The sequence below is a fragment of the Desulforamulus reducens MI-1 genome, from assembly GCF_000016165.1.
Lineage (GTDB): Bacteria > Bacillota > Desulfotomaculia > Desulfotomaculales > Desulfotomaculaceae > Desulfotomaculum > Desulfotomaculum reducens.
Map to the genome: position 1 here is coordinate 2,277,325 of NC_009253.1, position 26,333 is coordinate 2,303,657.

Consider the following 26,333-nt stretch of genomic DNA (forward strand, 5'->3'; position numbering starts at 1 on the left):
GTTGGCATGGCAAAATGCTGTCCTATTTCCATGCAGGGATGGTGAAGTCAATGGCGGATTTATCCCCATTATTTACAGTAAATTCTGTAGCAATAATCGGGGCTTCTAAGAAGGCCGGTAAAGTCGGTAACGTGTTAATGAAGAATGTTATTAACAGCGGTTTTACCGGAAAAATATTTCCAGTTAATCCAAATGAATATGAAATCGAAGGTTTAACTTGTTTTTCAACATTGAGTGAGATTCCCAATCAAATTGACTTGGCTGTTGTATGCGTTCCTGCCCTCAATTGCCCAGAGGTATTAGAAGAATGTGGAAAACATAGCATTAAGAATGCTGTGGTTATTTCTTCTTATTTTAGTGAAATCGGTCCCGAAGGTCTTCAGTTAGAAAAAAGACTGGTTTCTATTTGCAAAAAATATGGTATACATTTACTTGGCCCTAACTGCGAAGGCATGATGGACACTAGAATCCCGCTAAATGCATCCATTTCACCGTCTTTTCCAAAGCGAGGAGATATCGGTTTCATATCCCAGAGTGGCGCAATGTTATTATCTATTATGGACTGGTCCAGAACAGTCAGTTTAGGCTTTAGTCGGGTCTTTAGCTTGGGTAACAAAGCCGATGTAAGTGAAACAGACTTAATTAAATGTCTGGCCAATGACCCCCTAACAAAAGTCATCCTTTGTTATATTGAAGACGTTCAAAAGGGTAAAGAATTTTTAGAGGTAGCCAGTAAAGCTACCAAAAAAAAGCCTGTGATAATATTAAAATCCGGCACAAGCCAGGCAGGTACTTTGGCAGCTTCTTCTCATACCGGTGCACTGGTAGGAAGTGACCTGGCCTATGAGACAGCTTTTACCCAGGCTGGCATATTACGGGCCCGGACAATGACCGAATTATTCGACCTTGCTACCTGTTTCTCCTACCAACCCTTACCCCAGGGGGACCGGGTAGCCATTGTTACCAATGCTGGGGGGGCTGGTATTGTAGCCTCAGATACCATTGAAAATACTGGTCTGTCCATGGCGCGCTTTGAAAAGGAAACCTTGGATAACTTACGAGAACTTCTTCCTACGGAAGCAAATATTTATAATCCTATTGATGTTGTTTTCGATGCCAAAGCAGACCGCTATGCCTTCGCACTGGAAACCATATTAAATGACCCTAATGTGGACAGTGTGGTTATTTTGGTCTGCCCCACCGCAGCAGCAGACCCAGAGAACATCGCAGGTAAAATTATTGAATTACATAACAAACACCCGGATAAACCAGTATTTGCTGCCTATATGGGCGGGTTCGCACTGGCTGAAGGAGTAAAAATGCTCACCAGAGCAAAAATACCCACCTTCACTTTTCCCGAACCTGCCATTCACAGTATATCAGGCATGGTGAAGTACGCCCGCCATTCAGATCATGAAACAGAGGGTGAAGAAATTTCATACAATGACATAGACCCTAACCAGGTAAAGGCTGTTTTCTATGATGTCATTCGTGATCGTCGCAGCGTTCTCCTAGGAAGCGAAGCGGCAGTTGTGGCAGAAGCCTACGGAATTTCCACCGCTCCCATAAAATTAGCTATTACTCCAGAGGAAGCCATATCCCTGGCCGATACCATGGGGTACCCGGTTGTATTGAAGATAGCTTCACCAAAAATCATGCACAAAAGTGATGTCGGCGGCGTAAGAATTGGTTTGAATAACGCAGATGAAGTACACTCTGCATTTATCGATATTATTGAGAATGTACAACGGTATCTCCCCAGTGTTATTCCCCATGGTATTGAGGTTAGCAAGATGATGCCAAAGGGTACCGAACTTATAGTTGGCATGACACGAGATGTACAGTTTGGGCCACTTATCGCCTTTGGACTGGGAGGTATTTACGTTAACCTCCTCAAGGATGTCTCCTTTCGTCTGGCCAAGGGAATAACCCATGCAGAAATTGCTTCTATGATAGCAGAAACAAAGGCCTCTACCCTTTTGCGGGGCTTCCGCGGTGAAAGGCCTGCAGATCTTATGAGTCTTATTGATATGGTAGCCCGGGCAGCTAAATTAATTTCTGATTTTGATGAAATAAGCGAACTGGAAATCAATCCGCTTTTTGCCTATCCAGACGGCTATGTCGCCCTGGATATTAAAATAACTATTGATCTGTAAACTTTATATCATTCAACAGCGAGGTGTTATTTGTGAAAAACCTCTATATAATGGGTTCTGCCGGAAGTGGTAAGACTGCTTTAGCTGTGGGACTAGCTTTTAAGTTTCAACAACAAGGCTTTAAGGTAGCTTATTTTAAGCCAGTGGGAACCTCCGCTGCAACCACCAAGGCCGATGAAGATGTCATCTTAATGAAAGAGTTATTAAAAATGGATATACCCCTTGAGGTCATCTCACCGACCATGGCCAGTCCTTTTTATTTGTCCAGGGGCAATTGTTCCAGCGAAATGCTACATACAATTAAGGAAACCTTTATGAAGGTCTCCGAGGGGGCAGACATCGTGATCATCGACAGCTCACTATTCCCCCACGTAATGTGTACAGTTGGTTTAGATTCCGCTTCTCTAGCAGCCAAATTAAATGCCTCTGCCCTAAATTTGATTAATGCTAAGAATGATTATAGTTTGGACGAATTGGTTTTCTTTAATAAATATATCCAGGATAGAGGCGTCAGCATTCTTGGCAATATTTTTACTCATGTACCAAAGCCCCTTTGCGCCAAAATTGAAGGGATCTATAAACCTTTGTTAGATGAATTAGGCCTGCAAACCCTGGGAATTATTCCAAAGGTAAGAGAATTATCTTCTCCTTCAGTGGCTCAGATCTACGAATTGTTAGGTGGGGAATTATTAACCGGGAACCAAAACCTTGATCTTTTAACCGAGGATATCGTGGTTGGAGCGATGACCATCGAAAGCGCCCTAGGCTATATGCGGCGGTCAAACAACAAAATTTTCATCATAGGTGGTGACCGTGCTGATATGGCTTTAGCCGCTCTGGAGACTAGCACGTCGGTCATCATTTTAACCGGGGGACTTTATCCCGATGTAAAGGTTATCAGCCGCGCAATTGAAAAGGGTGTGCCCGTATTGTTGGTCCATTATGATACTTATAATACAATTGAACGTTTAAGTGAGCTGTCCGGTCGTATTACACCAAACAATGAAGATTGTATTAATAAGGCAATTGAAAATGTAGAACGCTATTGTGATTGGCAAAGTATTATAAAAGGATTAAAATAAAGAAATGGTTGGCAAATTTTGCCAACCATTTCTTTATTACTTACATAATAAAATCGGAACTAATCAAACTTATTAAATAACTAGTTACTTTCTCAGTTCATCTCTTCCTTGCTGAATTTCTTCAAGCATCTTGCTTAAATTACCCTCCAAGGACTGTAGAATTTCATCAGCATATCCTCTGGCACCATGACGAATCTGTGCTGCAACTTCTTCTGCTCGTTTAATCGTTTCTTGGCCCAATAGTTCCGCCTTTTTAACAATTTCATGGTCTTCTGCCCTTTGTTCTATCTCTCTTGACACATCTTCCAGCATCCGCTGGGCTTCTTTTTTAGACTCAGACAATACCTTGTCTCTTTCTTTGACAAGCCACTTTGCCTGGCGAACTTCTTCAGGAAGCGAGGTGCGAATGCGATCAAGGTAGTCCAATACCTTATTTTCGTCTACCATGACTCGTTTGGTCATTGGCACCTTGGGGCTCTCCTCAATGAGTTCCTCCAGCTCATTCAGGATATTAAAGAGCTCCACAGTTATATCCCTCCTTGGTTATTTACCATAGCCATATTTGTCTTGTATTTTTTGAGCTACAATCTCTGGAACCATACCACTTAAGGAGCCTTTAAATGAGGCCACTTCCTTAACCGTTGTGGAACTAATGAAAGAATATTCTGCCCTGGTCATCAGATAAACAGTTTCAAGATCTGGTGCCAATTTTTTATTGGTTAAGGCAAAAATAAATTCATTTTCAAAATCTGAAAAGGCCCTAAGCCCGCGTACAATGGCAATGGCCCCCTGTTGCAATGCATAGGTTACGGTAAGGCCGTCAAAGGTGTCCACAACAATATTCGGATATTTTTTCAGAACATTTTTCAATATTTCAACCCGCTCCTCCACCGAGAAAAGCGGTTTTTTTTGTGCATTTTTCGCCACTGCAACAATAAGACGATCAAAAAGTCCCACAGATCGTTCTACGATATCCATGTGTCCATTGGTAACTGGGTCAAAACTACCGGGGTAAACTCCTATACGCATCCATATTCCTCCTCAACTGGGAAGCCTATAGAATGTCAACGCTGTATCGCCATACCGTTCTCTTCGAGTTGCGGTTAGATTTCCCACTAGATCCGGCGGCAGGTCCTTTTGGTCACTTTCCACCACCAATATCCCATCACTGCTAAGCAGATGACACTCTTGAATTTTTTCTAGCGTAGGTACTTCAAAGCCTTTTTTATAGGGAGGATCAATAAAAATCAAATCAAAGGTTTCCTTTTTCCTTCTCATTATTAGGGTGGCCTGGCTTACATCAACCGTTAGTACCTCCGCCTTATCAAGTACATTACACATTCTTAGGTTGTCATAAATAATTCTAGCGGTATTCTTATCCCTTTCCACTAAAGTGGCTTTCTCTGCACCACGGCTCAAGGCTTCAATGGCAACAGCTCCCGTACCGCTAAATAAATCTAGGAAACGACTGCCCGGTACATAGGAAGAAAGAATATTAAAAAGAGCCTCTCTTACCCTATCTGATGTAGGACGCGTGGTCATTCCCTTTGGACTTTTTAATTTTCGTCCCCTGGCAGTCCCAGCAATAATACGCAATACTGAGATTTCCTTTCTTATGGTCTCTTGCTACCTTAACACACACTATTATAGCACACCATGTAAAAAAAATCGATTTTTTTACAATTGAGACAACTTTTGTATAAATTGAATTTGGAAAGAACAGGATATAAAAGAACACTACCTATAACCACAAGGAAATTTTAAGGAGGTACCTATGGATTCTAATTTTTTTAAAAATAACAACATCCACCTGGATCTGGCTGTCGAGGCCCGGGAGGTGGTACGGGGCCAAACAGGACAAGAAATACCTGGGTGTATTATGGAGAAGGAAACCTATGACAATGCCACAGTAACCATTGTTCGTATTGTGGAGAAATATGCCGAAGAAATTATGGGAAAACCCCAAGGCAACTATATTACCATAGAAGCCCCGGGCATTAGGGGAAATAATAAGCAGACCCATCAAGAACTGGTGGAAATCTTAAGTAAACAGCTGGCTTCTTTATTTAACCTGCCAGAACACGCCAATGCCCTGGTGGTAGGATTGGGCAACTGGAATGCTACACCCGATGCCCTTGGGCCAAAGGTAGTGGGTATGACCCTTGTAACCAGACATATGTACAACTATGCTCCGGAGGAGATCCACGGGGGTATGCGTTCTGTCAGCGCTCTTTCTCCTGGGGTTTTAGGCCTTACTGGCATTGAAACTGCTGAAATCATAAAGGGGGTTGTTGAACATGTTAAGCCTGAGCTTGTTATTGCAGTTGATGCTTTAGCCTCCCGTTCGGTAGAAAGGATTGGTACAACCATTCAACTGGCAGATACCGGCATCGCGCCGGGTTCCGGCGTTGGTAACAAACGAACTGGTCTAAATAAGGAAACCTTAGGTGTCCCGGTCATTGCCATTGGCGTACCGACAGTGGTACCAGCCGCCATTATTGCTGGCGAAACCCTGGATCGCCTGGTGGCACAAGTGAAAGACAATCCCACATTACAAGGGGTGTATCAAAGTATAAACTCTGATACCTTCCAACCCATTGTTAATGCAATTTTACAACCCTATACTTCGGGCCAGCTTATGGTAACACCGAAGGAAATTGATTCGCTTATTGAGAATACTGCTAAGATTATTGCCGGTGGTGTCTCCCTTGCCCTCCACCCGGCCATCAATGCAGAGGACTATAGTCAATATATCCATTAAATTTATACCCTAGGGTTAAAATTCAGCATAATTACCATGATCAGTTTTAGTTAGGGTGTCCGCACCAGTTGTGGTCTGAGTCAGGCCAATTTTGTTACTTTCGTCCACATGACCAATTTCCTGTCCCACTTCAAAGCGGTTGATATCCTTGGCCCTTTGATTAAGCAGGGACTTCTTTTCATCTTTGTTGATTGGCATTTTTATCACCTCTATACTTATTATTTGGTAGGACTTAATCATCATACCAAGTAAATCTTAACAAAGGCGTGGTATTGCTACCACGCCTTAGCTTACATCACTGTACTTAACAAAATCCGGGAAGCGACTGGCAAATTGTTCAAATAGTTGTTTATGCATGGGTGACCTTAAATCTGGATTCAAACTTAGCAGGGCTTCCGCTTCCTTTTTTGCCTGTTCGATTTCTTTACCATTTCTAATCAGGTCGGCAATTTTAAACTCTGGCAAACCCGATTGTCGGGTGCCAAAAAATTCACCGGGACCCCGTAGCTTCAAATCTTCTTCTGCTAAAACAAAACCATCCTGGGTCCGGCACATGGCGGCCATTCTTTCTTTAGCTTCCCGGGTGGTGGGATCTCCGACCAAAATACAGTAGGATTGATGACTGCCCCGTCCTACCCTACCCCTTAGCTGGTGCAGTTGAGCCAACCCAAAACGTTGGGCATCCCAAATTACCATGGCAGTGGCATTGGGAACATCCACCCCTACCTCAATGACGGTGGTGGACACTAACAAATCAATGGTCCCCTTGCGAAATTCATTCATGACTAACTCTTTTTCCTGTGTTTTCATCCGTCCATGAAGCAAGCCTATGGAGCAATCAACAAGGGCCTTCTGAAGTCTGCCATGCAATTCCACTGCTGCCTGGGTATCAATTTTTTCCGACTCTTCCACCAGCGGACAGACAACGTAGGCTTGTCTGCCTTCAGTTATTTGTTGTTTAATCAATCCCACAGCCTTGCCAGCCTGCGCTAAACCGACATGATGGGTTTTTATCCCTTGTCTACCAGGTGGCAACTGGTCAATGATGGATACATCCAAATCTCCATATAATGTTAGGGCCAGGGTACGGGGAATGGGTGTTGCAGTCATCACCAGTACATCCGGCGCAACCCCTTTATCCTGCAGGGCAGCACGCTGGCGAACCCCAAAGCGGTGCTGTTCATCCACCACAACTAGGCCAAGGTTTTTATACTGGACATCCTCGGATATCAAAGCATGGGTTCCGATCGCCACCTGTATATCCCCGGAGGCCAGGGCGTCCAGTGTCTTTTTTCTCCCTTTTTTGCCACTGCCCGTCAACAGCGCCACCTTAATCCCCATGGGTTCTAGTAAATCCTTTATGCCCTTGGCGTGTTGTTCTGCCAAGAGTTCTGTAGGAGCCATGAGGGCTCCTTGTAGGCCAGAACCAGCCGCCTTGCAGAGGGTCAAAGCTGCTATGACTGTTTTACCTGCCCCCACATCCCCTTGTAACAGGCGGTTCATGGGAAAAGAGCTTTTCAAGTCTTCCTCAATCTCCCGCCACACACGTTTCTGGGCTTCAGTTAATCGGAAGGGCAGGCTCATGAGAAGACGATTTGACAAGGCTTCTTCAATGTATTCGTGTTTTTTAACCTTTTTAAGAATACGCCCCTTTTGGAGGTTTACCCCTAACTCAAATAAGAAAAGCTCCTCCATAATAAACCGTCGTCGGGCCCGTTGACAGGATGCCTGATTTTCAGGAAAATGAATTTCCCGAAGGGCCTCTGGTAGGCAAGGCAAATTATAACGGTCTAGCATAGAGTCCGGCAAAAATTCCCTGGCTAAGGACCCCACTTGTTCAAGGGTTGTTTTGATTAGGGACCTCAAAAAACGCTGGTTAAGACTTTCTGTCAGTGGATAGATGGGGACAATTCTACCGCTATGCATCCCTTCATCTCCCTCTAGGACCTCATGGTCAGTAACCTGAATTTGAGGAACACCAAACTTCCGATCAACCTTTCCTGTTATAAGTAGTTCCTTACCAGGCGGATACTGTTTTTTTATATAGGTCTGGTTAAACCAAACAGCATAAAAGGTGCCGGCCCCTTCCTGTAAAGCTAATTTCGTTATGGATAGGCCCCTGCGGGGTTTGCTTTCCTGGGCTGCAATGACAGTACCCTTGACTGTGGCAAGATCCCCTTGGCTAAAGGAGTGAGCTGGTCGTATGTCACTTCTGTCCTGATATTCCCTAGGAAAATGATAAAGCAGATCCCAAGTGGTAAAAATACCCAGGCGTTCCAGTTGCTTAGCCCTCTGGGGACCTACGCCTTTCATGTATTGTATTGGACTATATATATCCAGCATAATATCACCATTCTAAAACATATGTTCTATTATAGCATGGGAGCAATTACCATGGTAGTAAGATTTATTATTTTTCATTTGATTTTAACTTAATTTGTGGTATACTGTTTTAGTGAACTATGGCAAGTTATTTTATGTCATATGGTTATTGTGTCATTAAAGGAGGTGTAACAATGGCCAAGTGCGCAATCTGCGAAAAGGGCGTTACCGTTGGTATTAAGCTAAGCCACTCTCATATTCGTACCAAGCGGACCTGGAACCCCAACCTGCAACGTGTTAAAGCTATCGTTGATGGTTCCCCAAAGCGTATCATGGTATGCACCCGTTGTCTACGGAGTGGAAAAGTGCAGCGCGCTATCTAGTTGCACCCTCAAATAATAAATTTAAAACGGCCTCAGGCCGTTTTTTATTTGCCCTGACCCAGGCATCAATTGTATCGAAAACTTAAATACTTTTGATAAACTAAGAAAACCCGGAAAAATTCCGGGTTTTCTTAGTGTTTTTCCTAGATAGTTTTTAATAAATTGGCCATTTCAATGGCAGCATTGGCAGCTTCCCAACCTTTGTTGCCAGCCTTGGTACCAGCCCGCTCGATGGCCTGTTCGATGGTATCTACGGTCAGTACGCCAAAGATCACCGGCAGATTGCTATCCAAACTGATCTTTGCCACCCCTTTGGAAACTTCCGCTGATACGTATTCAAAGTGAGGGGTTGCGCCACGAATTACCGCCCCCAAGCAAATAACGCCATCGTAACGTTTGCTATCAGCCATTTTCTTTGCCACCAAAGGAATTTCATAGGCCCCGGGAACATAAGCAATTTCAACATTTTCGTCCTCTACGCCATGACGTTTCAAGGCATCTAGTGCTCCGCTTAACAATTTATTAGTAATAAATTCGTTAAAACGACCAACAACAATACCAAACTTTAATTCTTGTCCCAGTAAATGTCCTTCAAATACTTTCGGCATATTTTTGTCCTCCTGTTACTTATAATTCGTAATGATTTTATTCATTGACCGATTTCTTAGACTTTTCTTCCAGGGTTAAAAGATGACCCAGTTTGCATTTTTTAGTACTCAGGTACTTTTTATTGGTTGTTACTGCGTCAATTTCAATGGGTACCCGACCCACCACCTGGAGGCCGTAGCCTTCCAAACCTGCAATTTTACGAGGGTTATTAGTAAGTAATCTTATTTTCGTGAGTCCCAGGTCAGCTAAGATTTGTGCCCCAATGCCATAATCCCGCAGATCCGCAGGGAAACCTAGGGCCAGGTTGGCTTCCACGGTATCTGCCCCCATATCCTGTAGACGATAAGCCTTTATTTTATTCATAAGGCCGATTCCCCGGCCTTCCTGCCGCATGTAAAGGAGGACACCCACTCCCTCTTCCTCAATGGCCTGCATGGCTTTGGCCAGTTGGTCCCCACAATCACAGCGCATGGATCCAAAAACATCTCCAGTTAAACACTCAGAATGAACACGTACCAATGGGGCCTCAACGCTGGACAAATCCCCTTTTACCAGAGCAACATGCCCTTTGCCGTCGATCAGACCTTCATAGCCCACTGCCACAAACTCACCATATTTAGTAGGCATCTTGGCAGAATCAATTTTCTTAATAAATTTTTCGTGGTGTCTCCGATATTTAATTAAATCAGCAATGGTAATTAACTTTAAATTATGTTCTTTGCAAAACTCTACAAGTTCCGGAACTCTTGCCATGGTTCCATCATCTTTCATTATTTCACAGATAACACCCGCTGATTTCAAACCTGCCAGCCTCGCTAAATCCACCACCGCTTCGGTATGACCAGAACGTACCAACACGCCGCCTTCCTTTGCCCGTAGAGGGAATATGTGACCAGGACGACGCAGATCTTCCGGCTTAGTAGTGGGATCCAGTATCTTTTTAATGGTTAAGGCCCTTTCAACAGCCGAGATGCCAGTGGTACATTCTTTGGCATCTACCGATACGGTAAAAGCAGTTCCATTGGGGTCCGTATTATTACTAACCATTGCTGGTAAATCCAATTCATCCAGACGCTCGCCATAGATCGGCATGCAAATTAATCCTCGGCCATAGGTGGCCATAAAGTTAACAGCTTCTGTGGTGGCCAATTCTGCGGCCATCACCAAATCCCCTTCATTTTCGCGATCCTCATCATCCACGACCACAACAATTTTACCTGCACGAATATCTTCAATGGCCTCTTCAATGGTATTAAATTTATATGTCATACCTTACCCCTCCTTATAGAAATCCATTGGTTGCCAAAAACTCCAGGTTCATTTTACTACCGGGGCGTTCCTCTTCTTGACGTCCCTGCAGCAAGCGTTCAATATATTTACCTAAAACGTCGGATTCCAAGTTAACGGAATCACCGATTTTCTTGTTCCCCAGCACCGTAGCATGGGCAGTATGGGGAATTAGTGATACTTGAAATTTATCTCCCTCAAAATCAACCACAGTCAGACTGGTGCCATCAATGGCTATGGAACCCTTCTTTATAATGTATTTCATTACCTGGGGCGGGGCTTGTATGGTAATCAAAGTGGCAATATCATGTTTTTCCTTGCCGGCAATGGTTCCCACGCCATCCACGTGCCCAGAAACCATGTGGCCCCCCAACCTGTCTCCCAGCCTTAATGCCCTTTCCAGGTTAACCTGACTGCCGGGTCTGAGATCCCTTAGGTTTGTTTTAGCCAAAGTCTCTGCCATTACATCGGCAACAAAAACTCCCTCACCAAAAGTGGTAGCTGTCAAACAAACACCATTTACTGCAATACTGTCACCAATTCTTGTATCCTGCAACACCTTTGACCCTAATATATGAAGCCTGGCTGAATCCGGGCCCTTGGAAATCCCTCTAATGGTGCCAATCTCTTCTACAATTCCAGTAAAGATATCTTGTCCCCCCCTTTCGAGGTATAACCAGTGATGAGAATATCTGCTCCTAAGTTTTGCACTGTTACCTTATATAGTTTTGTAGCATCTTTTAAGAATTGAATTCCTTCACCCCGAACAGGTCCCGGAGCGAGGTCCCCGCCGATGATTTTAGGGGCAATAAACCAAGCAACTTTATCAACAATACCTGCATTCAAAGCAGAACCGCTAATTTTACCGCCGCCTTCAATGAGCACACTGGATATTTGCTTTTCCCCCAGCAGAACCATTAATTTTTTCAGGTCAACCCCTGGACCTTCGCCCGGTACTACTATAACCTCTGCGCCAGCGGCCATTAAACTTGCACGACGCTCCACTGGTGCCGCTTGGGTCGTTGCAATGATGGTATGGGCAGCAGACTCCTGGGTTAGTATCTTTGCACTGGTAGGGGTACGGGACATGCTGTCTACAATAATCCGCAGGGGATCTTTGCCCCTGCCTTCGGGCAATCTGGCAGTTAAAGATGGATCATCAGCTAATACAGTATTAACCCCCACCAATATGGCATCGTAGGCATCCCTTAATCTGTGTCCATAATTTCTGGCTGTATCACCGGTAATCCACTTAGATTCCCCACTGGCTGTTGCTATTTTACCATCCAAGCTGGTGGCAGCCTTTAAGACAATAAAGGGTATTTTTGTTGTTATATATTTAATAAAAACCTCATTTAATTCCTTTGCTTCTTCCTCCAACAAACCGGATACCACTTCTATACCGGCATCCTTTAAAATATTTAAGCCCTTACCTGCAACCAAAGGGTTCGGGTCAGTCATGGCGGCCACAACCCTTTTAACCCCTGCTTTTTTCAATGCCTCTGTACAAGGTCCGGTTTTCCCATGATGACAACAAGGTTCCAATGTTACATACACTGTGGCTCCCTTTGCCCGATCACCAGCATCGGCCAACGCCACTACTTCTGCATGGGCACCGCCTGCTTTGGCATGAAAACCTTTGCCAACCACTTCCCCATCCTTAACCAAAACAGCTCCCACCATAGGATTAGGGCTGGTGCGTCCTCTAGCCTTGGCTGCCAGTTCAAGGGCCATGTTCATATAGTGCCTGTCCTGATCCATTCCTTCATCCCCCAAGAAAATAAATAAAACCCTGACAAAACCAGGGTTTTAGACACAGTTATTAAACCTTACAAAAGTACTCTTTTGCAGGTTTTTGACACGTCCTTCTTCCATCCAGACTTTTACTGTCGGCTCTGGCATCTCACCAGATCTGCCCCTACGGGCTCGCGGGCTTAGCCGAAGCCATACCGCCGGTAAGGAATTTCACCTAACCCTGAAGGTTTTGCTTATTTATTTAAGTCCATTATATTCCTGTATTGATTCGTATGTCAATCTTTAAATAAACCTAATAGCACCTTCACTTTATTTTTACCACTTTACTTTAAATCATGTGGGGACAATCCACCCCCCCACACAACTTTTTTACTTTTCTTAATATTATCTAGAAAAATCAAAAGCCGTAATCCCCGAGGATTTACGGCTTTTGTGTTCTTTTATACTTCTCAAGCTGGCTATTTCTTTTATTAAACCAATTCTTTGGTTTCACGGGCAATCATTAATTCTTCGTTGGTGGGCACAACCATAGCCACAAAAGGTGCGCCAGGTTTGCTGACGATTACTTCTTTACCACGGGTATTGTTCTTCTCTTCATCAATTTGCAAACCGGTATAAGCTAGGCCATTCAGTACTTTGGCTCTCATAGTCTTGGAATTTTCACCAATGCCACCAGTAAATACAACGGCATCCAAGCCACCTAAGGCTGCAGTATAGGCACCAATGTATTTAATAATGCCATAGGCAAACATATTGAGGGCTAACTCAGCTCTCTCATTACCTTTACTGGCAGCATCTTCTAAATCACGGAAGTCACTGCTAATGCCGGATACACCTAGCACCCCGCTCTTTTTGTTTAGAACATTACCAATTTCGTTAACTCCTAATTGTTCTTTCTCCATTAAGAAGGGAACAATGGCAGGGTCCATATCACCGGTACGAGTACCCATGGGAAGACCTGGCAGTGGGGTAAAGCCCATGGAAGTATCCTGGGATACACCATTGCCCACAGCTGAGATACTGGAACCATTGCCCAGATGGCAAACGATAATTTTTAAATCTTCAACGGGCTTTCCTAAAATTTCAGCTGCTCGGTGGGAAACAAATTTATGAGAAGTGCCGTGGAAGCCATAACGGCGTATTTTATACTTCTCATAGTATTCGTAAGGAACAGCATAGGTGTAAGCATGTTTAGGCATAGCAGAATGGAAAGCTGTATCAAACACGGCCACTTGTGCAGCATGGGGCATAAGTTCTTGGCAAGTCTTAATACCTATAATATTTGGCGGGTTATGTAGAGGTGCCAATTCGGACATCTCTTCCAATACTTTCATAAGCTCTGCATCGATAACCACAGACTTATTAAATTTCTCTCCACCGTGCACAACCCGGTGACCAACTGCTTTAATTTCTGCAGTATCTTTGATAGCACCATATTTAGCATCGGTAATGCATTTCAAAATTGTCTCTAGGGCAGCCTTATGGTCTGGCAGGTCTTGCTCCAGGACCAATTCTTCACCTTTATTATTTTCTTGTTTAATTCTAGAACCAGCGATACCAATTCTTTCAGATAGACCCGAAAGAAGAACGGACTCTTGCTCCATATCCATTAATTTATACTTAATAGATGAGCTACCACAGTTAACAACTAGGACTAGCAATGGATTCTCCTCCTTAAAAGACCCTTAATTTATTTTACAAGCTGAGAAATATGTCCGTGAATCTTATAGGCATAAACAGTATCACCATTTCTCAAACCAACAGCGTTTCCTTCATCTGTATCAATATGCATTTCCAGCTTGTGTTTTTCGCCTGCACGAATCAATACATCACCAAAGATAATACCTCTGGGACCCTTTGCTCTAACGTAAAGTCTATCTCCATCTTCCAACCCAAATTTTTCAGCATCAGAGGAATGCATGTGAATATGACGGGCTGCAATGATGGCACCTTCTTCTAAGGTTACAGAGCCAACAGGTCCGACCAAGGTTACGGAAGCAGAACCTGCTAAATCGCCGGAATCTCTTAGAGGGGCCTTAATGCCAATCTTAAAGCAATCGGAAATGGAGAGTTCTACTTGACTCTGTTTACGTTCTGGTCCTAGAATACGAACTTTTTCAATAACGCCTTTAGGACCAACGACAGTCACAAATTCTTCACAGGCAAATTGACCAGGCTGGGAAAGATCCTTAAATCTTTTCAATTCATAGCCGGCTCCAAATAAGGTTTCCACGTGCTCATGGGTAAGATGCACGTGACGGGCAGAGATACCTACAGTAACAGCAATGGGTGTGATTTCGTCGGGATTTACTTGGGTAGGTAGTTCATTGGTTGACATCATACAACACTTCCTTTGATATTTTTTGATTTTAACCTTGATGACATAATAATTATGACAAAATAAAAAATTAATTTTAGTTCTCTTTCATAGGTTTTGTCTTTTTAATAAAAACAGTCGTAAAAATATATGGGCACTTAATGTAATTATTACCATACCCATACTATGCTATTATAACAAATTTTTCAAACATTCTGTGATCATTCTTAATCTATTTTAAAAAGGTTTTTAGCAAATTTGTATACAATTTCACCCATTTCTGATTTTATCTACTTTTTTCCTTGTTTTCAAGTAGAATTACATGACTTGCTTTTCTGACATTTTTAAAATTAAATTTTACAAATTATTCTTTATTTCACATTATTGACTTATCTTTAAAGTGCCTTAGTCTGTAACCATTCTTAGCTGTCTCTCCTAGACTGTCCAATAGCGTATAATTTGCATAGGCCCCCACTGCTGCGCCAATGCCAGGCAAGAGTTGAAACAGTTTTATTAAATCAATATGATCCCTGTACTCCTGTTGAAATTGACGCCAGTCAAAGCTAGCTAACTTTGTATCCAATGGATATTTTTTAATTGTTTTTTCCCAGTGCAAAATATCGTAATAAACTTCTCTGCGTCTTTTACTACTGGAAAAGGCCAGTTGAAACAAGTAAAGTATAAATATTCGTTCCTTAATATCTCGAACATCATAACCATAGAGGTTTGCAGTCTCAAAAAGAAATTTGATTTTTAGCGTAAGTAACAAAGGAAAATCAGCCAACCCAAGAAAGAATCCCCCAGCTCCTGTTCCCGCACCCTCTGCCGCTGCCGCTTTTTTATAAAATCCAAGTTTATCTTCGACCAACTTCTCCCTCTCATCCAGACCCATACCCTCCGGTACCAAACTGCCTGTGGTAAATTGGGAGCCAACCAATGTAGCATGAACCATGTTTTTGATGGCCGTGGTTAATACCCTATGAATTTTTTCCGGTATAAGTTCATTCATTTTCCTTTGGATTCCCTTTGCCATGCCACTCAAAAAAGACGGCTGCCGGGTCATTTTAATCTGCCAAGCCCTTAACTCTATTAGGGCCTTCTCTTCATATAGATTCATTCTTTCAGGTTCCTTTGCCTAGATTTAGGGGTAGTGCCGTTGTTTTATTATCATTATTTCATATTTTAGCTTATTTATAGAAGGTTAATATGATAAGAAAAATCGGCTTCACTAAGCCTTTGTACAATGGTATAAGCCTTATTTGCCCTTATGCATATCGGAAAGTTTTATTCTTTATTACTTTACTAGAAAAAGCGTTTCATGATCCAGCAAACAAATCACAAAACGCTTCAAGGAAATCAGAAGCAGCTGTTATTTTAATAAATTTATGGCTTCTAATATCTTAGGAATAACTTGTTTCTTTCTGGACACCAGCCCGGAAACAAATACACCTTGTTCTGCTGATACTTGAAAGGCAGTTGAGATTAGAGAATTATTCCTTGCTTGATAAAGCAAATAAGAGCCTTCGTTGATAATATCGGTAATCACCAGCATTGTTAAGAAATAGGATTTATCCTGGTGGGTTTGCTCAACAAACTCAAAAAACTGCTTTTTTCTATTGAATACATCTTCAATATCCAGGGTAAAAACCTGCCCCACACCAATGGTACTACCCTCTAAATCAAACTCCTTGAAGTCCCTATAGAAGATTTCTTTAATAGTAAAGCCTTCCAGGGAACTCCCCATCTTAAACATATCCATAGCAAACTTTTCTACATCAAGTTGTAAAATTTTATTTAATTCTGCAACACTGTCTTTATCCAATGCTGTGGTTGTGGGCGATTTGAAGAGTAATGTGTCTGAGAGAATTCCAGCCAGCAAAACTCCTGCTATTTGCGGAGTTACATCCATAGAAAACTCCTTAAACATCTGGTACACAATGGTGCAGGTACTTCCCACCGGCATATTGCGGAAGGCAATGGGCTTTGTTGTGCAAATATCACCTATTTTATGATGGTCTACGATTTCAAGAATTTCAGCCTCATTTAAACCCTCAGCACTCTGGGAATATTCGTTATGATCTACCAGAATAACCTTTTTCTTGCCTGGGTTGATAATCTGTTTCTTATTAATAAACCCTTGGAATACATTTTCGTGGTTAACCACAGGGTAATTCCTATAGTTGGTATTTAAAATTTCTTCTTTTACTTCATCCAGATAATCATCTGCTTTGAACTTTACAATGCCACTTTTTTTCATAATCAAGGATACAGAATTACATTGGTTAATCAATTTAGAAGTAGTATAGGTGTCCACAGGAACGGTAATCATGGCCACATTATTTAATTGTGCCATTTCTAAATACACCTCAGGTATTTCTCCGTGCCCTGTTATAATAATTAGTTTTACTTGAGACCGAATGGCACACTCAAGAATATCGTAGCGGTCCCCGACAATAATAATGTCATCAGGCCCTAAAGAATTTTGAATATTTTTATAGTAATAGGCAATCACGGATACTTTGCCTGTTACGTGAAAATCTTCCCCTACTAATACTTCTCCATTGAAATCTTTAACAATATTATCCAGCGAGGTATCTATTCTGTAAAAATCCCCTCTAATTAATTCCATGGCAATATCCTTAATGGTAAGGATACCTTGCAGTCTATTTTTATCATCAACCACTGGCAGGGTTCTCATATTATTTTGTTCCATTAATTTATAGGCAGATAAGATAGAGGTTGACGGAGCAATTCCTATTACCCTGTCACACTCCAGATCTTTGACCTGGGTCTTTACATTTCCTAAGACAATTGGAGTTGGCAATCCAAAATGGTTTAAAACAAACTCAGTTTCCTTGCTAATCTTTCCCAATGAACAAGGTATGGTGTCAAATCCCAGGCAATTTTTTAAATAGGATAAACCAATGGCCGAAGCCACGGAATCCGTATCCGGATTTTTGTGTCCAACAATAAACGAAGTCATCTTCTTCCTCCTAAGAATGATATACCCAGCGTATTATAACAAGGTAACCTCGGTAAAATTGAAATCTATCCGACAATTGACAGATGCTTCTTTTCACAAATCTTTAACAACAAAAGCACCTGCAAATCCCAGTTTACTTAAATAATGATGACAATTGTCCCTCTAAACATCCCTCAGACCCATGACTTCATACTATTGGCAGAGAGTTTCCCAATTATCTCAAGGGCTTTCTCAACTTCATCACTCCATTTAACGGCAAAGTTCAGGCAAAAAAACTTTCTATAGTGCTGGCGGGACGAAAAGAGAACTCCGGGGGCAATGGATACAACACTTGACTGTCGAGACCTATCTTCAGTTATTTGCTAATGGTTGCCCAGAACACCTCCGTCCCCAAGTCTGTCCCCACTGCTTAATTCAAGTAATGTTACATCGGCATGGTAAATACAACAGACATGCCTATACTCCGGAGGATCAGTCTCATATTCCTATCTATCGATTTATCTGCCCCAATCCCAATTGTAGAAAAACCACTGCCCTACTTCCGGCTTTTTTAAAAGAACATCACCCAATATCTTTTGATATTCAGGAGAAGGTGATACGCCAGCAAGCAGAAGGTAAGACGTTGGTTCAATTGTCAGGGGAACTGCTACGCCACTTAGGTGAAGAGACCCCATTCTCCATTACAAAAGCCAAGCGATTATTTGATGAGGCTTTGATGGCCCGGACGGCTCAAGGGGGTAAAGAACTAGTCATAATATTAGATGAAGCCCAGGATATTAGTTCATCCCTGCTGTTAGAACTTAGATTCGCTCGAAATCAGCAAATGGACTCCTTATCCCTTTTTACCCTTATTTTAGTGGGGCAACCTGAATTAAGGCGAACACTGCGTATGAATAAATTTGAGGCAATTACTCAGCGAATTCAACTTCGATATCATCTTACAGGATTAATGGCAGAAGAAACTGCAACGTATATTTGCCATCAAATGAAAACCGCCAGTCTGACAACCCCTCTGTTTTCGGACAGTGCCATAAAACTAATTCATACTGAAACTAAGGGGATACCCCGATTGATTAACAGTCTTTGTAGTCAAGCCCTTTATGATGCCAAGCGACGGAACAGTGACGTAATTGAGGAAAGTATGATCGGTAGAATCCTAGCTGATGCAGAACGCCAACGCGGTACAGTCGGATAATGAATTAAGTCCCCATTGCTCACAAGAAGATGTGGTAATGGGGATTTTTCCTATTATCTTAAGAATTATGTCGAACATTATTAGAATGATCCGGGAAGTGCCCGGAGAAATTCTAAAAGAACCAGTATTGTACAGACAAACCCGGACATTTTTATCGAAAACCTTACATATCGAAATTCAAACTTGTGTATGATTGTTCTACCACCTGCCCCAAGACGCTCTTAAGGCGGTTTTTAGTGACATACTCTAATATAAATAAACGAAACCTCTGCCCGGTTATGCCCTAAGGTTTCAGCCACTACTTGCAAAGCCCGTTCCCTTGTAAAACCAGCTTCAATCTTCTCGTTATATAGCTCCCTGGCAAAAGCATGTCGCAGCCCATGAAAGGTTAGTGCTCCCTTCTCCCATTCTCCACCTCATGTCTCCGCAAGCTAGCAGCCTCATGTTAAACACCAAAATGCCACTACTCCATCCGGAGTGCAGCTACCGCTGCGTGGCTGAGCACATACTCCTGTCGGAGTTGCCTCGCTATGGTCGACATGAAAATTCCCCTTTCGTCAGTAAAATGCTAAAAGAAATCCCACCGACACAGCCTGGTGGGTAGATAAATTATTCTGAATTTTTTCTGACTCACAGAAAGATTTTCGAAATTTTAAGGGTGATTTCTGCGTGCCTTCGCCTTCCCTCAAAAAATCAAAAAACCCGTGAGTCCTTGATTTTCAAACACTCACGGGTTTTTCTTATAAATGTAAATGGTCGGGGCGACAGGATTCGAACCTGCGGCCTTTGATTCCCGAAACCAACGCGCTACCAAACTGCGCCACGCCCCGATATGCTCTTGCAGTAACAGAAATTATTATGACTTATTGTTTCTCATTTGTCAAGGACCTTTTATCCAGGTAAACATATTTGTATAATCAGCTATCATTTGTTAATAATAAACCTAAACGTTTCCTGGGGGAGGGATCTTTTTTTGCAAAAAAATGTTGGTACAGCCGATAAAATTTTGCGAGCAACCTTTGGCATTGTCTTTCTGGCCCTGAGTGTTTTAAAAATATTTGGTAGCTTTTGGTCCATTATTTTCGGTTTGTTGGGAGTAGAGATTCTTGTGGTTGCTGCCCTTGGTTACAGTCCCCTTTACGGTATTTTAGATACTTCCACCCGTAAACCCAAGCTCACTGTGGAAGAGGAGGTGGCTAATTGGACAACCGGAGTGCCGGATTCGGAGAAGTAGTAAACACTGCTACTAGTTATTTTGTTCAGCATTCGATAAATAGTAACAAGAAAGGTTCATCAAAGCCATTCAACAATCATACAGAAACAGGAATAGAATTAGATTACACTTCTGATCAACATAAGGACTCAAAGGTTGAATAAACTTCATTCAGATCAACATTTTTAATCTTAATAAATAAGGTCTTTCATTTTGAGTCTTCGGAAGGAGGTTCCTATGTTTAGATGTTGTGTATGTGGCAAAGAAATTGATGAATCCAAAATGGTTTTAGATGAAGAGATGGACACAAATTATTGTGAGAATTGTTATTTAGCTGAACGTTCGCTGGAATAAAATATCACCCTACAATAATAAACAACAGGTTGCCACCTGTTGTTTATTATTGATTCTCCTCATACTCATTTAATCTTTTTTTCTGCTTCCCTCTTTGGTCAGGTATCTCCTCGCTAAGCCCTTCTTGCTCCTTCCACCAGAAATCTCCAAAACAAGGTATTTTAGGCTCCGTCCCCTTAATAAAATAAGCACTTAAGGTGTCACTGGAAAATACCGAAGCCTTTAGTCCATCATAGGCACAGATATTAACCTCAACAACCCCCACGGGTTTTTTAAAATCTGTTTTTTCTGTGCCCTTTAATGCTTCCTCAAAAAAGTTACCCCAAATAGGTGCAGCAATGTCACTGCCTGTTAAACCAACCTTTTTACTTTTATCATCGTACCCAACATAAACCGATGCCACTAGCTCTGGAGAATAGCCAACAAACCAGGCATTGGTGGACTCATCTGTGGTTCCTGTCTTACCTGCCACTGGTCTCGAGACTAATTGGGATATTTGTGCCGCAGTACCACCGGGTTGCACCGCAGCCTTTAACATATCGGTAACAATATAGGCCACTTTCTCATCAACGACCTTGTAGCGCTGGGGGTGCGCCTCTTCCAAAACCCTACCTGAGCTGTCGGTTACCCTTAAGATGGATAGCGGTTTTGTTCGAATTCCTTCATTGGCCAGGGGGCCAAAGGCAACTGCCATTTCTAGGGGGGATACTTCAGCGGACCCAAGGGCCAGAGACAAATAAGGATCCAGTTTACTTTCAATGCCCATTGCTTTGGCATAACGCACCAGTACTTCTGGTCCCAAACGGTCGGCCAATTGAACAGATACCACGTTATCTGAAATGGCCAGGGCCTGTTTCAGGGTAAAGGGACGATAATGATAGCCATGATAATCCTTTGGCCTATATCCCCCAGGGTAGGTAATGGGCTTACAAAAAATAGTGGTAGCTGCGGTATATCCCGATTCAATAGCAGCGGTGTATAGGAATGGTTTAAAGGATGACCCCGGCTGTGATTTTGCCAATGCCCGGTTGTATTGAGATTTCTGCCAATTGCGTCCTCCAACCATAGCCTTTATATAACCATTCCTTGGGTCAATGGCTATCAAGGCCCCTTCCATATCTTTATTAACCTGCCCTAATCCCTGGGTTATGGCCCGTTCAGCAGCTTGCTGCATATCCATATCCAGGGTAGTCTGAATGGTTAAGCCGCTGGAATACAGTAACTCCATACCATTTGGATATTTATTTTTAAAATACTTAACCACCTCTGCAACAAAGTACGGTGCCTGTTGAAAATACTCTGTTTTGGCCTGTGGTTCTATGGTTTGGTCAAGGGCTTGCTTCTTTTTCTCCGGTGTAATCATACCCAACTCCAGCATTCTGTTTAAGACAACCTGCTGCCTCTGCTTTGCTCCTGCTAAATTTGTTGTGGGCGCGTAATAACTTGGTGCCTTGGGTAGTCCCGCCAGCAAAGCACTTTCGCCCAAGGTTAGTTCCTGGGCATGTTTGTCAAAATAAGTCTGGGCCGCAGCCTCAATACCATAAGCTCCCTGTCCAAAATAAACATGGTTCAGATACATATTCAATATTTCTTCTTTGGTATAAGACCGCTCCAATTGTACTGTATAGTATAATTCCTTAATTTTTCTTCCTAGGGTACGTTCAGGCCCCAAATACAAATTCTTTGCCAATTGCTGGGTAATAGTACTGCCACCCTCCACTATACGAAGGTTACGTATATTTATGAGAGCCGCCCGTGCCAATCCCTTTATATCAATGCCAGAATGTTCATAAAAACGATAATCTTCAATGGCCACAATGGCTTGTTGCATTTCTGGAGCAATCTGGTCCAATTCAACTGGAATTTGATTGGTCTGAGATATGGTAGTAATTAATTTATTATTGACATCCACTATCCTAGAAGGTGTTGGTACATCCGGAGGTTCCCTTTGTCCAATGTCCGCACAACCGGACGTGATATTGAATATAATAATGAAACTCACCAATAGGAGAAATAGCTTTGGCCGTTGCATTTTTTCCTCCTGATTTTTAGAATCTTTTTTAATTGTTTCCCTTTAACAAAACGGATATGTGAAATTAAGGTAACCATAAAGTGCCATTAGAATATTCTATTACCATACAACTATTAAGGTTGGTGATAATATGCCAAGGCACGTGGCTCGACAGGGTGATACTTTAAAAGATATCGCCAAAAAATACAAAATAAATCTTAATAACCTAACCATTGCCAATACTCACCTAGAAAACCCAGAGCAACTAAAATCAGGCGATGTATTGTATATTCCTGATTGTTCCGACGGTACTTTTTGTCCCATTGAAGCTCGTTCCCTTAAACCACAGTTATTAAGCATGATGGGCTTTTCTCCACGCCAAATACAGGAACATTATAAGATTTATCAGAGCTATATTACGAAAACCAATGAAGTTAGGATGAAACTTCGGTCCATTGACATGCAGGGCTCTAACTCCATTCACAGTTCATATCGATCTTTAAAAATTGATGAAAGCCAAACAGTAGCTAATGGTAAGCTTCATGAAATGTACTTTGATAACTTAGGGGGAAATGGAAGAACAGCAATTGGTAAGGTATTGGAAATTATTGTAAAAGACTTTGGATCTTACGAATTTTGGGAAAGGGATTTCCGCTCCACAGGCCTTGCCAGCCAAGGGTGGGTCATTCTAGGTTACGATTTTGATGACTGTCATCTGCACAACTACACGCAAGGTGCTCCAGATGTCGTACCCATTGTACGCTTCGAACCCTTATTGGTATTAGACGTCTGCGAACACGCCTATTTCCTTGATTACGGGACAAATCGCAACAGTTATATAGATGCATTTTTTAGAAACATTGATTGGTACACGGTGAATTCACGGTTACAAAATCTGAAATCAACTTATTAAACCGACAAAGGGCCAACCCCTTTCAGAGCTGGCCCTTTGCAGCATTATATTTTTGTAGCTTTAGTGGCAAATACATGATTACCAATTCGGGTAACTACAGGAAGTGTTTTTATCCATTTATCTGTTGCTACAATCGGATTATAAAAGAATAAGGCTCCGCCGGTAGGGTCGCGCCCCATAAGGGCTTCCAGCGCGGCTTTCATAGAATCTTCATCAGGTTCAAGATTAATGGAACCGTCCTGCACCGGCGAAAACTGATACACAAGGTTGTTGTTCTCTAAGATAATTTCCCGAATGCTCTTTGGAAAACCCGGACTCACTAAACGATTAAGAATAACCGCTCCTACAGCCACCTTACCCTCAAAGGTTTCTCCTCTGGCTTCTGCATGAATAAGCCTGGCCAAAAGCTTAATATCCTCTCGGGAAACATCCCCTCGAGATAAAACCATACCATAGGAAGAAATGCTGACTGTCGGTATGACAAGCCTTTGATCGGGATATATTGTCGTGTTCTTTAAATTATTGGCACGCATCAATGACCCTAAGGATACATGATAGTCTCTACACACCTGATAGAGGGTATCCCCCGGTTGGACTGTGTAATAAACCTCAGAACTAGATCGGTCTGGATCGGAACCTTCACACTCTAAACCGCCTGCACCGTCGCCAGCCGCCCCCGTAGCTACTGTTGCAACCATAAAGCTGGAGGTAACTGCTACCAAAACCGCCATCAACGTGGCGATCTTACGGTACTTCTTGTTCATAATTCCTCCTTTCTTACCCAAAACATAGTTTGTACAATTTTACTAAGAATATACATAGAGAACAAAAAACGCCTAAATGGCGTTTTTTATGGCATACTATTAGCTGTACATGGATCTCATAAGGGTTTTCTTCTTTAGGTCTGCCCTATTGTTAGATTCGGATCCTGACCCTGTTTTTCGCGGAAGCTGTTGCTTTAATCTGTTTTGTTCAAACTGACGTTGGTAACTCTCTACTTCTTTTATTGTCCTAATATTATTTTTATACCATTCCCTAAGTATGCTACCAATGTACTTGAAATTATGTTTACCTCTGATAACTGCTTGTCTTAAAGCTTCCAATATTAATTCCGTTTCGTGATCTTCTAGCCAAGCAATAATTTGTTCAATTTCCATCGGAGAAAGAAGCCTACCAAATTCATTTTCAAAGGCCTGGCATAAATCCTGCTCTTGAGATGATAATACAAAGCCAGGATCTTCCTCTACACGTTTTAACCTGCCACCAGGGTTATTCAACTGCTCTGAAATATTATCTAGCTCTTTCTTTTGATTTAACGCCCATACTTCGGATAATTCAAACACAAGGGGTTCAAAATCATATCCTTGTTTGACAACACCTTCTTCACCTATGTAATAATTTGTTATCCCAATAACTCGTTTATCAAGAAGGCTCTTAATCTGCTTCTCAATCTGGGCAGGCTCAGCAGAAAGGCAACCAGCCAAAATCTCCAGCTTTGGCATTAACATATTTTCTTCATTGCGAAGCCTTAGTAACTGGATAACTAACATCATTTCCGAATCCGTAATACCTACGTCTCGGTAGTACTTAAGAAACAAATTTGGTATACCCGTTATTCCTCCGGAAAAAATAGCTGAACCAAAATAAACGGTCATGTTGGTAGCATCAAATTCTTTTTTTAGAGCCCGTCTATTGTTCTGAGACATGCCCCAACCCCCTCATATTTCCTGATAATATTGTATGGTAAAATTGATAACCTTGTCCACAATCGTTTCTCGACAAACTTGATTAAAAAATGGACTTTGTCTGGTTTCCTGTAATACTGAGGAATATTACTTCCCTTTCCTTAAAGGTGCTTCCATTGCATAGAATCCTTCGCTTTGCACAGACGTCTATCTTGTAAATAAAAAGCATAACAATAGGTTATTATATACTAAAAACAGGAGTGTAGGCTATGTCCACAGAAAATTTATTAGAGCATATTAAAGCATTACCACCGGATGAACAAAGGAGCCTAGTCAATCATCTCTTGGATCATTTGTTTCTGGAACAAGATACTAAAGATGATGACCATGACACAGATTTTTACAACTTAGATATCTTCTAACGTAGTAAAAGCAGTGCCTTCCGGCACTGCTTTTACTACGTTAGAAGATTTGAACTCATCCTACGCATAATCCAATTGGCGACACTGTTAATCAAAAAGATTAGTATGATTAACACCGTTGCTGTGGCATAGGCCTTTTCCATCGAGATCCCTTCCATTGCCAATATATACAAGTGAACCGACATACTCCGTGCAGGATCCATAACCGATGAAGGGATGTTTAAGGAACTGCCCGCTGTTAAAATAACTGCAGCGGTTTCTCCCACAACCCGGCCGATACTTAAAATAATACCAGTTACGATGCCGGGTAAAGCACTTGGCAAAACAATTTTCCAAACGGTTTGCCATTTGGTGGCACCTAGGGCCATACTACCTTCGCGAAAGCTTAAAGGCACACTTTTAATGGCTTCTTCACTGGTTCGAATAATGGTAGGTAAAACCATAAAGGCCAGTGTTAACCCGCCGGAAAGCAAGGACCAGGAGAAACCCATAAAGATAACCAGAAAGGCAAAGCCAAATAAACCAAAAATAATCGATGGAATACCAGCCAATGTCTCTGTAGCAAAACGAATCACCTTTACCAGTGGGCCTCTTTGGGTGTATTCCGTCAGTTGGATGGAAGCCATAATTCCAATAGGCACAGCGATGGCCAGAGAAATCAAAATCAAATAAATGGTGCTAACAATAGTGGGAAAAATCCCCCCTTCTTTTCCCATAAAAAGAGGTTCTTCTGTTAAGAATGTCCAGTTTACATGCATGAGTCCGTGTTGAAGAATATGAAAAATAACCGCCATTAAAGCACCGATGGTAACAATAACTGATGTCCACAAAAGTCCACGGGCGATTTTTTCTTCTATTATTACGGCTGTTCTTATTTTTCCCATA

General features: G+C 42.1%; 26 protein-coding genes, 1 tRNA gene and 1 riboswitch. Of the genes, 9 read left to right on the forward strand and 18 right to left on the reverse strand.

What is annotated here, in order from left to right; translation table 11 throughout:
• Window positions 1–50 precede the first annotated feature (50 nt).
• Together acs and DRED_RS11080 are read left to right on the forward strand one after the other, a co-directional pair.
• Window positions 51–2,156, forward strand: a complete 2,106-nt coding sequence (acs, locus tag DRED_RS11075) for an acetate--CoA ligase alpha subunit (protein ID WP_011878404.1) — start codon at window positions 51–53, stop codon at window positions 2,154–2,156.
• Between the two features lie 32 nt (window positions 2,157–2,188).
• Window positions 2,189–3,238, forward strand: coding sequence for a phosphotransacetylase family protein (locus DRED_RS11080; RefSeq protein WP_011878405.1), 1,050 nt, complete (start codon window positions 2,189–2,191; stop codon window positions 3,236–3,238).
• 84 nt (window positions 3,239–3,322) lie between these two features.
• Here the strand turns inward: DRED_RS11080 and DRED_RS11085 are convergent, their stop codons facing one another.
• The 3 genes from DRED_RS11085 to rsmD are packed head-to-tail and all read right to left on the reverse strand — an operon-like array spanning window position 3,323 to window position 4,834.
• Window positions 3,323–3,763, reverse strand: a complete 441-nt coding sequence (locus tag DRED_RS11085) for a hypothetical protein (RefSeq protein ID WP_011878406.1) — start codon at window positions 3,761–3,763, stop codon at window positions 3,323–3,325.
• Window positions 3,764–3,781: 18 nt separating this feature from the next.
• The gene (gene coaD, locus DRED_RS11090; RefSeq protein WP_011878407.1) at window positions 3,782–4,267 is read right to left on the reverse strand and encodes a pantetheine-phosphate adenylyltransferase; all 486 of its coding nucleotides are present in this window, start codon (window positions 4,265–4,267) and stop codon (window positions 3,782–3,784) included.
• A 12-nt stretch (window positions 4,268–4,279) separates the two neighbouring features.
• Window positions 4,280–4,834: a 16S rRNA (guanine(966)-N(2))-methyltransferase RsmD gene (rsmD, locus tag DRED_RS11095; RefSeq protein ID WP_011878408.1), complete on the reverse strand. Its 555-nt coding sequence runs from the start codon at window positions 4,832–4,834 to the stop codon at window positions 4,280–4,282.
• 178 nt (window positions 4,835–5,012) lie between these two features.
• On the opposite strand from rsmD, the gene gpr reads away from it, so the two are divergent.
• Window positions 5,013–5,999, forward strand: coding sequence for a GPR endopeptidase (gpr, locus tag DRED_RS11100; protein WP_011878409.1), 987 nt, complete (start codon window positions 5,013–5,015; stop codon window positions 5,997–5,999).
• Window positions 6,000–6,014: 15 nt separating this feature from the next.
• Here the strand turns inward: gpr and DRED_RS11105 are convergent, their stop codons facing one another.
• Entirely contained in the window at window positions 6,015–6,197 is a 183-nt protein-coding gene (locus tag DRED_RS11105) for a hypothetical protein (protein WP_011878410.1), read from the reverse strand.
• A gap of 87 nt (window positions 6,198–6,284) precedes the next feature.
• Window positions 6,285–8,342 (reverse strand): ATP-dependent DNA helicase RecG, encoded by a 2,058-nt coding sequence (recG, locus tag DRED_RS11110; protein WP_011878411.1) that lies wholly within the window; start codon window positions 8,340–8,342, stop codon window positions 6,285–6,287.
• Window positions 8,343–8,515: 173 nt separating this feature from the next.
• Here recG and rpmB point away from each other — a divergent pair, with 173 nt between their 5' ends.
• The gene (rpmB, locus tag DRED_RS11115) at window positions 8,516–8,704 is read left to right on the forward strand and encodes a 50S ribosomal protein L28 (protein WP_011878412.1); all 189 of its coding nucleotides are present in this window, start codon (window positions 8,516–8,518) and stop codon (window positions 8,702–8,704) included.
• 143 nt (window positions 8,705–8,847) lie between these two features.
• Here the strand turns inward: rpmB and ribH are convergent, their stop codons facing one another.
• From ribH to DRED_RS11155, 8 genes are all read right to left on the reverse strand, one after another.
• A complete protein-coding gene (gene ribH / locus DRED_RS11120) occupies window positions 8,848–9,312 on the reverse strand; it encodes a 6,7-dimethyl-8-ribityllumazine synthase (protein WP_011878413.1) in 465 nt (154 codons plus the stop codon).
• Window positions 9,313–9,349: 37 nt separating this feature from the next.
• Complete coding sequence (locus tag DRED_RS11125; protein WP_011878414.1) at window positions 9,350–10,582, reverse strand: bifunctional 3,4-dihydroxy-2-butanone-4-phosphate synthase/GTP cyclohydrolase II; 1,233 nt, start codon at window positions 10,580–10,582, stop codon at window positions 9,350–9,352.
• Window positions 10,583–10,595: 13 nt separating this feature from the next.
• Window positions 10,596–11,249 (reverse strand): riboflavin synthase, encoded by a 654-nt coding sequence (locus DRED_RS11130; protein ID WP_083755165.1) that lies wholly within the window; start codon window positions 11,247–11,249, stop codon window positions 10,596–10,598.
• The gene (gene ribD, locus DRED_RS11135; RefSeq protein WP_011878416.1) at window positions 11,231–12,361 is read right to left on the reverse strand and encodes a bifunctional diaminohydroxyphosphoribosylaminopyrimidine deaminase/5-amino-6-(5-phosphoribosylamino)uracil reductase RibD; all 1,131 of its coding nucleotides are present in this window, start codon (window positions 12,359–12,361) and stop codon (window positions 11,231–11,233) included. Before ribD ends, DRED_RS11130 begins: the two co-directional genes overlap by 19 nt.
• 98 nt (window positions 12,362–12,459) lie before the next feature.
• A riboswitch (FMN riboswitch) is annotated at window positions 12,460–12,587 on the reverse strand.
• A gap of 238 nt (window positions 12,588–12,825) precedes the next feature.
• Window positions 12,826–14,016, reverse strand: coding sequence for an acetate/propionate family kinase (locus tag DRED_RS11140; RefSeq protein WP_011878417.1), 1,191 nt, complete (start codon window positions 14,014–14,016; stop codon window positions 12,826–12,828).
• Between the two features lie 29 nt (window positions 14,017–14,045).
• A complete protein-coding gene (gene pduL, locus DRED_RS11145; RefSeq protein WP_011878418.1) occupies window positions 14,046–14,696 on the reverse strand; it encodes a phosphate propanoyltransferase in 651 nt (216 codons plus the stop codon).
• Window positions 14,697–15,048: 352 nt separating this feature from the next.
• On the reverse strand, window positions 15,049–15,789 hold the full coding sequence (locus DRED_RS11150) for an EcsC family protein (protein WP_011878419.1): 741 nt from the start codon (window positions 15,787–15,789) through the stop codon (window positions 15,049–15,051).
• A 252-nt stretch (window positions 15,790–16,041) separates the two neighbouring features.
• Complete coding sequence (locus tag DRED_RS11155) at window positions 16,042–17,655, reverse strand: putative manganese-dependent inorganic diphosphatase (protein WP_011878420.1); 1,614 nt, start codon at window positions 17,653–17,655, stop codon at window positions 16,042–16,044.
• A 331-nt stretch (window positions 17,656–17,986) separates the two neighbouring features.
• On the opposite strand from DRED_RS11155, the gene DRED_RS17935 reads away from it, so the two are divergent.
• Window positions 17,987–18,850 (forward strand): ExeA family protein, encoded by an 864-nt coding sequence (locus DRED_RS17935; RefSeq protein ID WP_049755894.1) that lies wholly within the window; start codon window positions 17,987–17,989, stop codon window positions 18,848–18,850.
• A 753-nt stretch (window positions 18,851–19,603) separates the two neighbouring features.
• Here DRED_RS17935 and DRED_RS11165 read toward each other — a convergent pair.
• A tRNA-Pro gene (locus tag DRED_RS11165) sits at window positions 19,604–19,680 on the reverse strand.
• Between the two features lie 143 nt (window positions 19,681–19,823).
• Here DRED_RS11165 and DRED_RS11170 point away from each other — a divergent pair.
• Entirely contained in the window at window positions 19,824–20,084 is a 261-nt protein-coding gene (locus DRED_RS11170) for a YgaP family membrane protein (protein WP_011878422.1), read from the forward strand.
• A gap of 216 nt (window positions 20,085–20,300) precedes the next feature.
• The gene (locus DRED_RS18775) at window positions 20,301–20,417 is read left to right on the forward strand and encodes an LIM domain-containing protein (protein ID WP_156779647.1); all 117 of its coding nucleotides are present in this window, start codon (window positions 20,301–20,303) and stop codon (window positions 20,415–20,417) included.
• A gap of 46 nt (window positions 20,418–20,463) precedes the next feature.
• Here the strand turns inward: DRED_RS18775 and DRED_RS11175 are convergent, their stop codons facing one another.
• Window positions 20,464–22,449, reverse strand: a complete 1,986-nt coding sequence (locus tag DRED_RS11175) for a transglycosylase domain-containing protein (protein ID WP_011878423.1) — start codon at window positions 22,447–22,449, stop codon at window positions 20,464–20,466.
• Between the two features lie 130 nt (window positions 22,450–22,579).
• On the opposite strand from DRED_RS11175, the gene DRED_RS11180 reads away from it, so the two are divergent.
• Complete coding sequence (locus tag DRED_RS11180) at window positions 22,580–23,341, forward strand: Fe-Mn family superoxide dismutase (protein WP_083755166.1); 762 nt, start codon at window positions 22,580–22,582, stop codon at window positions 23,339–23,341.
• Window positions 23,342–23,385: 44 nt separating this feature from the next.
• Here DRED_RS11180 and DRED_RS11185 read toward each other — a convergent pair whose 3' ends face one another.
• Window positions 23,386–24,105 carry a cell wall hydrolase gene (locus DRED_RS11185; protein ID WP_011878425.1) on the reverse strand — a complete coding sequence of 240 codons (720 nt, stop codon included), beginning with the start codon at window positions 24,103–24,105 and terminating at the stop codon, window positions 23,386–23,388.
• Between the two features lie 99 nt (window positions 24,106–24,204).
• Window positions 24,205–25,047 carry a DnaD domain-containing protein gene (locus DRED_RS11190; protein WP_011878426.1) on the reverse strand — a complete coding sequence of 281 codons (843 nt, stop codon included), beginning with the start codon at window positions 25,045–25,047 and terminating at the stop codon, window positions 24,205–24,207.
• Between the two features lie 248 nt (window positions 25,048–25,295).
• On the opposite strand from DRED_RS11190, the gene DRED_RS18780 reads away from it, so the two are divergent.
• On the forward strand, window positions 25,296–25,448 hold the full coding sequence (locus tag DRED_RS18780; protein WP_156779648.1) for a hypothetical protein: 153 nt from the start codon (window positions 25,296–25,298) through the stop codon (window positions 25,446–25,448).
• Between the two features lie 35 nt (window positions 25,449–25,483).
• Here DRED_RS18780 and pstA read toward each other — a convergent pair whose 3' ends face one another.
• Window positions 25,484–26,332, reverse strand: a complete 849-nt coding sequence (gene pstA / locus DRED_RS11195) for a phosphate ABC transporter permease PstA (RefSeq protein ID WP_011878427.1) — start codon at window positions 26,330–26,332, stop codon at window positions 25,484–25,486.
• Window position 26,333: the final 1 nt, after the last annotated feature.

Bases quoted from the DNA above. Each gene is read 5' to 3' on its own strand.
- ribD (WP_011878416.1), bottom strand. From the start codon at position 12,361: ATGGATCAGGACAGGCACTATATGAACATGGCCCTTGAACTGGCAGCC.
- DRED_RS11155 (WP_011878420.1), bottom strand. From the start codon at position 17,655: ATGACTTCGTTTATTGTTGGACACAAAAATCCGGATACGGATTCCGTG.
- coaD (WP_011878407.1), bottom strand. From the start codon at position 4,267: ATGCGTATAGGAGTTTACCCCGGTAGTTTTGACCCAGTTACCAATGGA.
- pduL (WP_011878418.1), bottom strand. From the start codon at position 14,696: ATGATGTCAACCAATGAACTACCTACCCAAGTAAATCCCGACGAAATC.
- DRED_RS18780 (WP_156779648.1), top strand. From the start codon at position 25,296: ATGTCCACAGAAAATTTATTAGAGCATATTAAAGCATTACCACCGGAT.
- DRED_RS11185 (WP_011878425.1), bottom strand. From the start codon at position 24,105: ATGAACAAGAAGTACCGTAAGATCGCCACGTTGATGGCGGTTTTGGTA.
- DRED_RS18775 (WP_156779647.1), top strand. From the start codon at position 20,301: ATGTTTAGATGTTGTGTATGTGGCAAAGAAATTGATGAATCCAAAATG.
- recG (WP_011878411.1), bottom strand. From the start codon at position 8,342: ATGCTGGATATATATAGTCCAATACAATACATGAAAGGCGTAGGTCCC.
- DRED_RS11180 (WP_083755166.1), top strand. From the start codon at position 22,580: ATGCCAAGGCACGTGGCTCGACAGGGTGATACTTTAAAAGATATCGCC.
- gpr (WP_011878409.1), top strand. From the start codon at position 5,013: ATGGATTCTAATTTTTTTAAAAATAACAACATCCACCTGGATCTGGCT.
- rpmB (WP_011878412.1), top strand. From the start codon at position 8,516: ATGGCCAAGTGCGCAATCTGCGAAAAGGGCGTTACCGTTGGTATTAAG.
- acs (WP_011878404.1), top strand. From the start codon at position 51: ATGGCGGATTTATCCCCATTATTTACAGTAAATTCTGTAGCAATAATC.
- DRED_RS11150 (WP_011878419.1), bottom strand. From the start codon at position 15,789: ATGAATCTATATGAAGAGAAGGCCCTAATAGAGTTAAGGGCTTGGCAG.
- DRED_RS11190 (WP_011878426.1), bottom strand. From the start codon at position 25,047: ATGTCTCAGAACAATAGACGGGCTCTAAAAAAAGAATTTGATGCTACC.
- pstA (WP_011878427.1), bottom strand. From the start codon at position 26,332: ATGGGAAAAATAAGAACAGCCGTAATAATAGAAGAAAAAATCGCCCGT.
- DRED_RS11105 (WP_011878410.1), bottom strand. From the start codon at position 6,197: ATGCCAATCAACAAAGATGAAAAGAAGTCCCTGCTTAATCAAAGGGCC.
- DRED_RS11125 (WP_011878414.1), bottom strand. From the start codon at position 10,582: ATGACATATAAATTTAATACCATTGAAGAGGCCATTGAAGATATTCGT.
- ribH (WP_011878413.1), bottom strand. From the start codon at position 9,312: ATGCCGAAAGTATTTGAAGGACATTTACTGGGACAAGAATTAAAGTTT.
- DRED_RS11175 (WP_011878423.1), bottom strand. From the start codon at position 22,449: ATGCAACGGCCAAAGCTATTTCTCCTATTGGTGAGTTTCATTATTATA.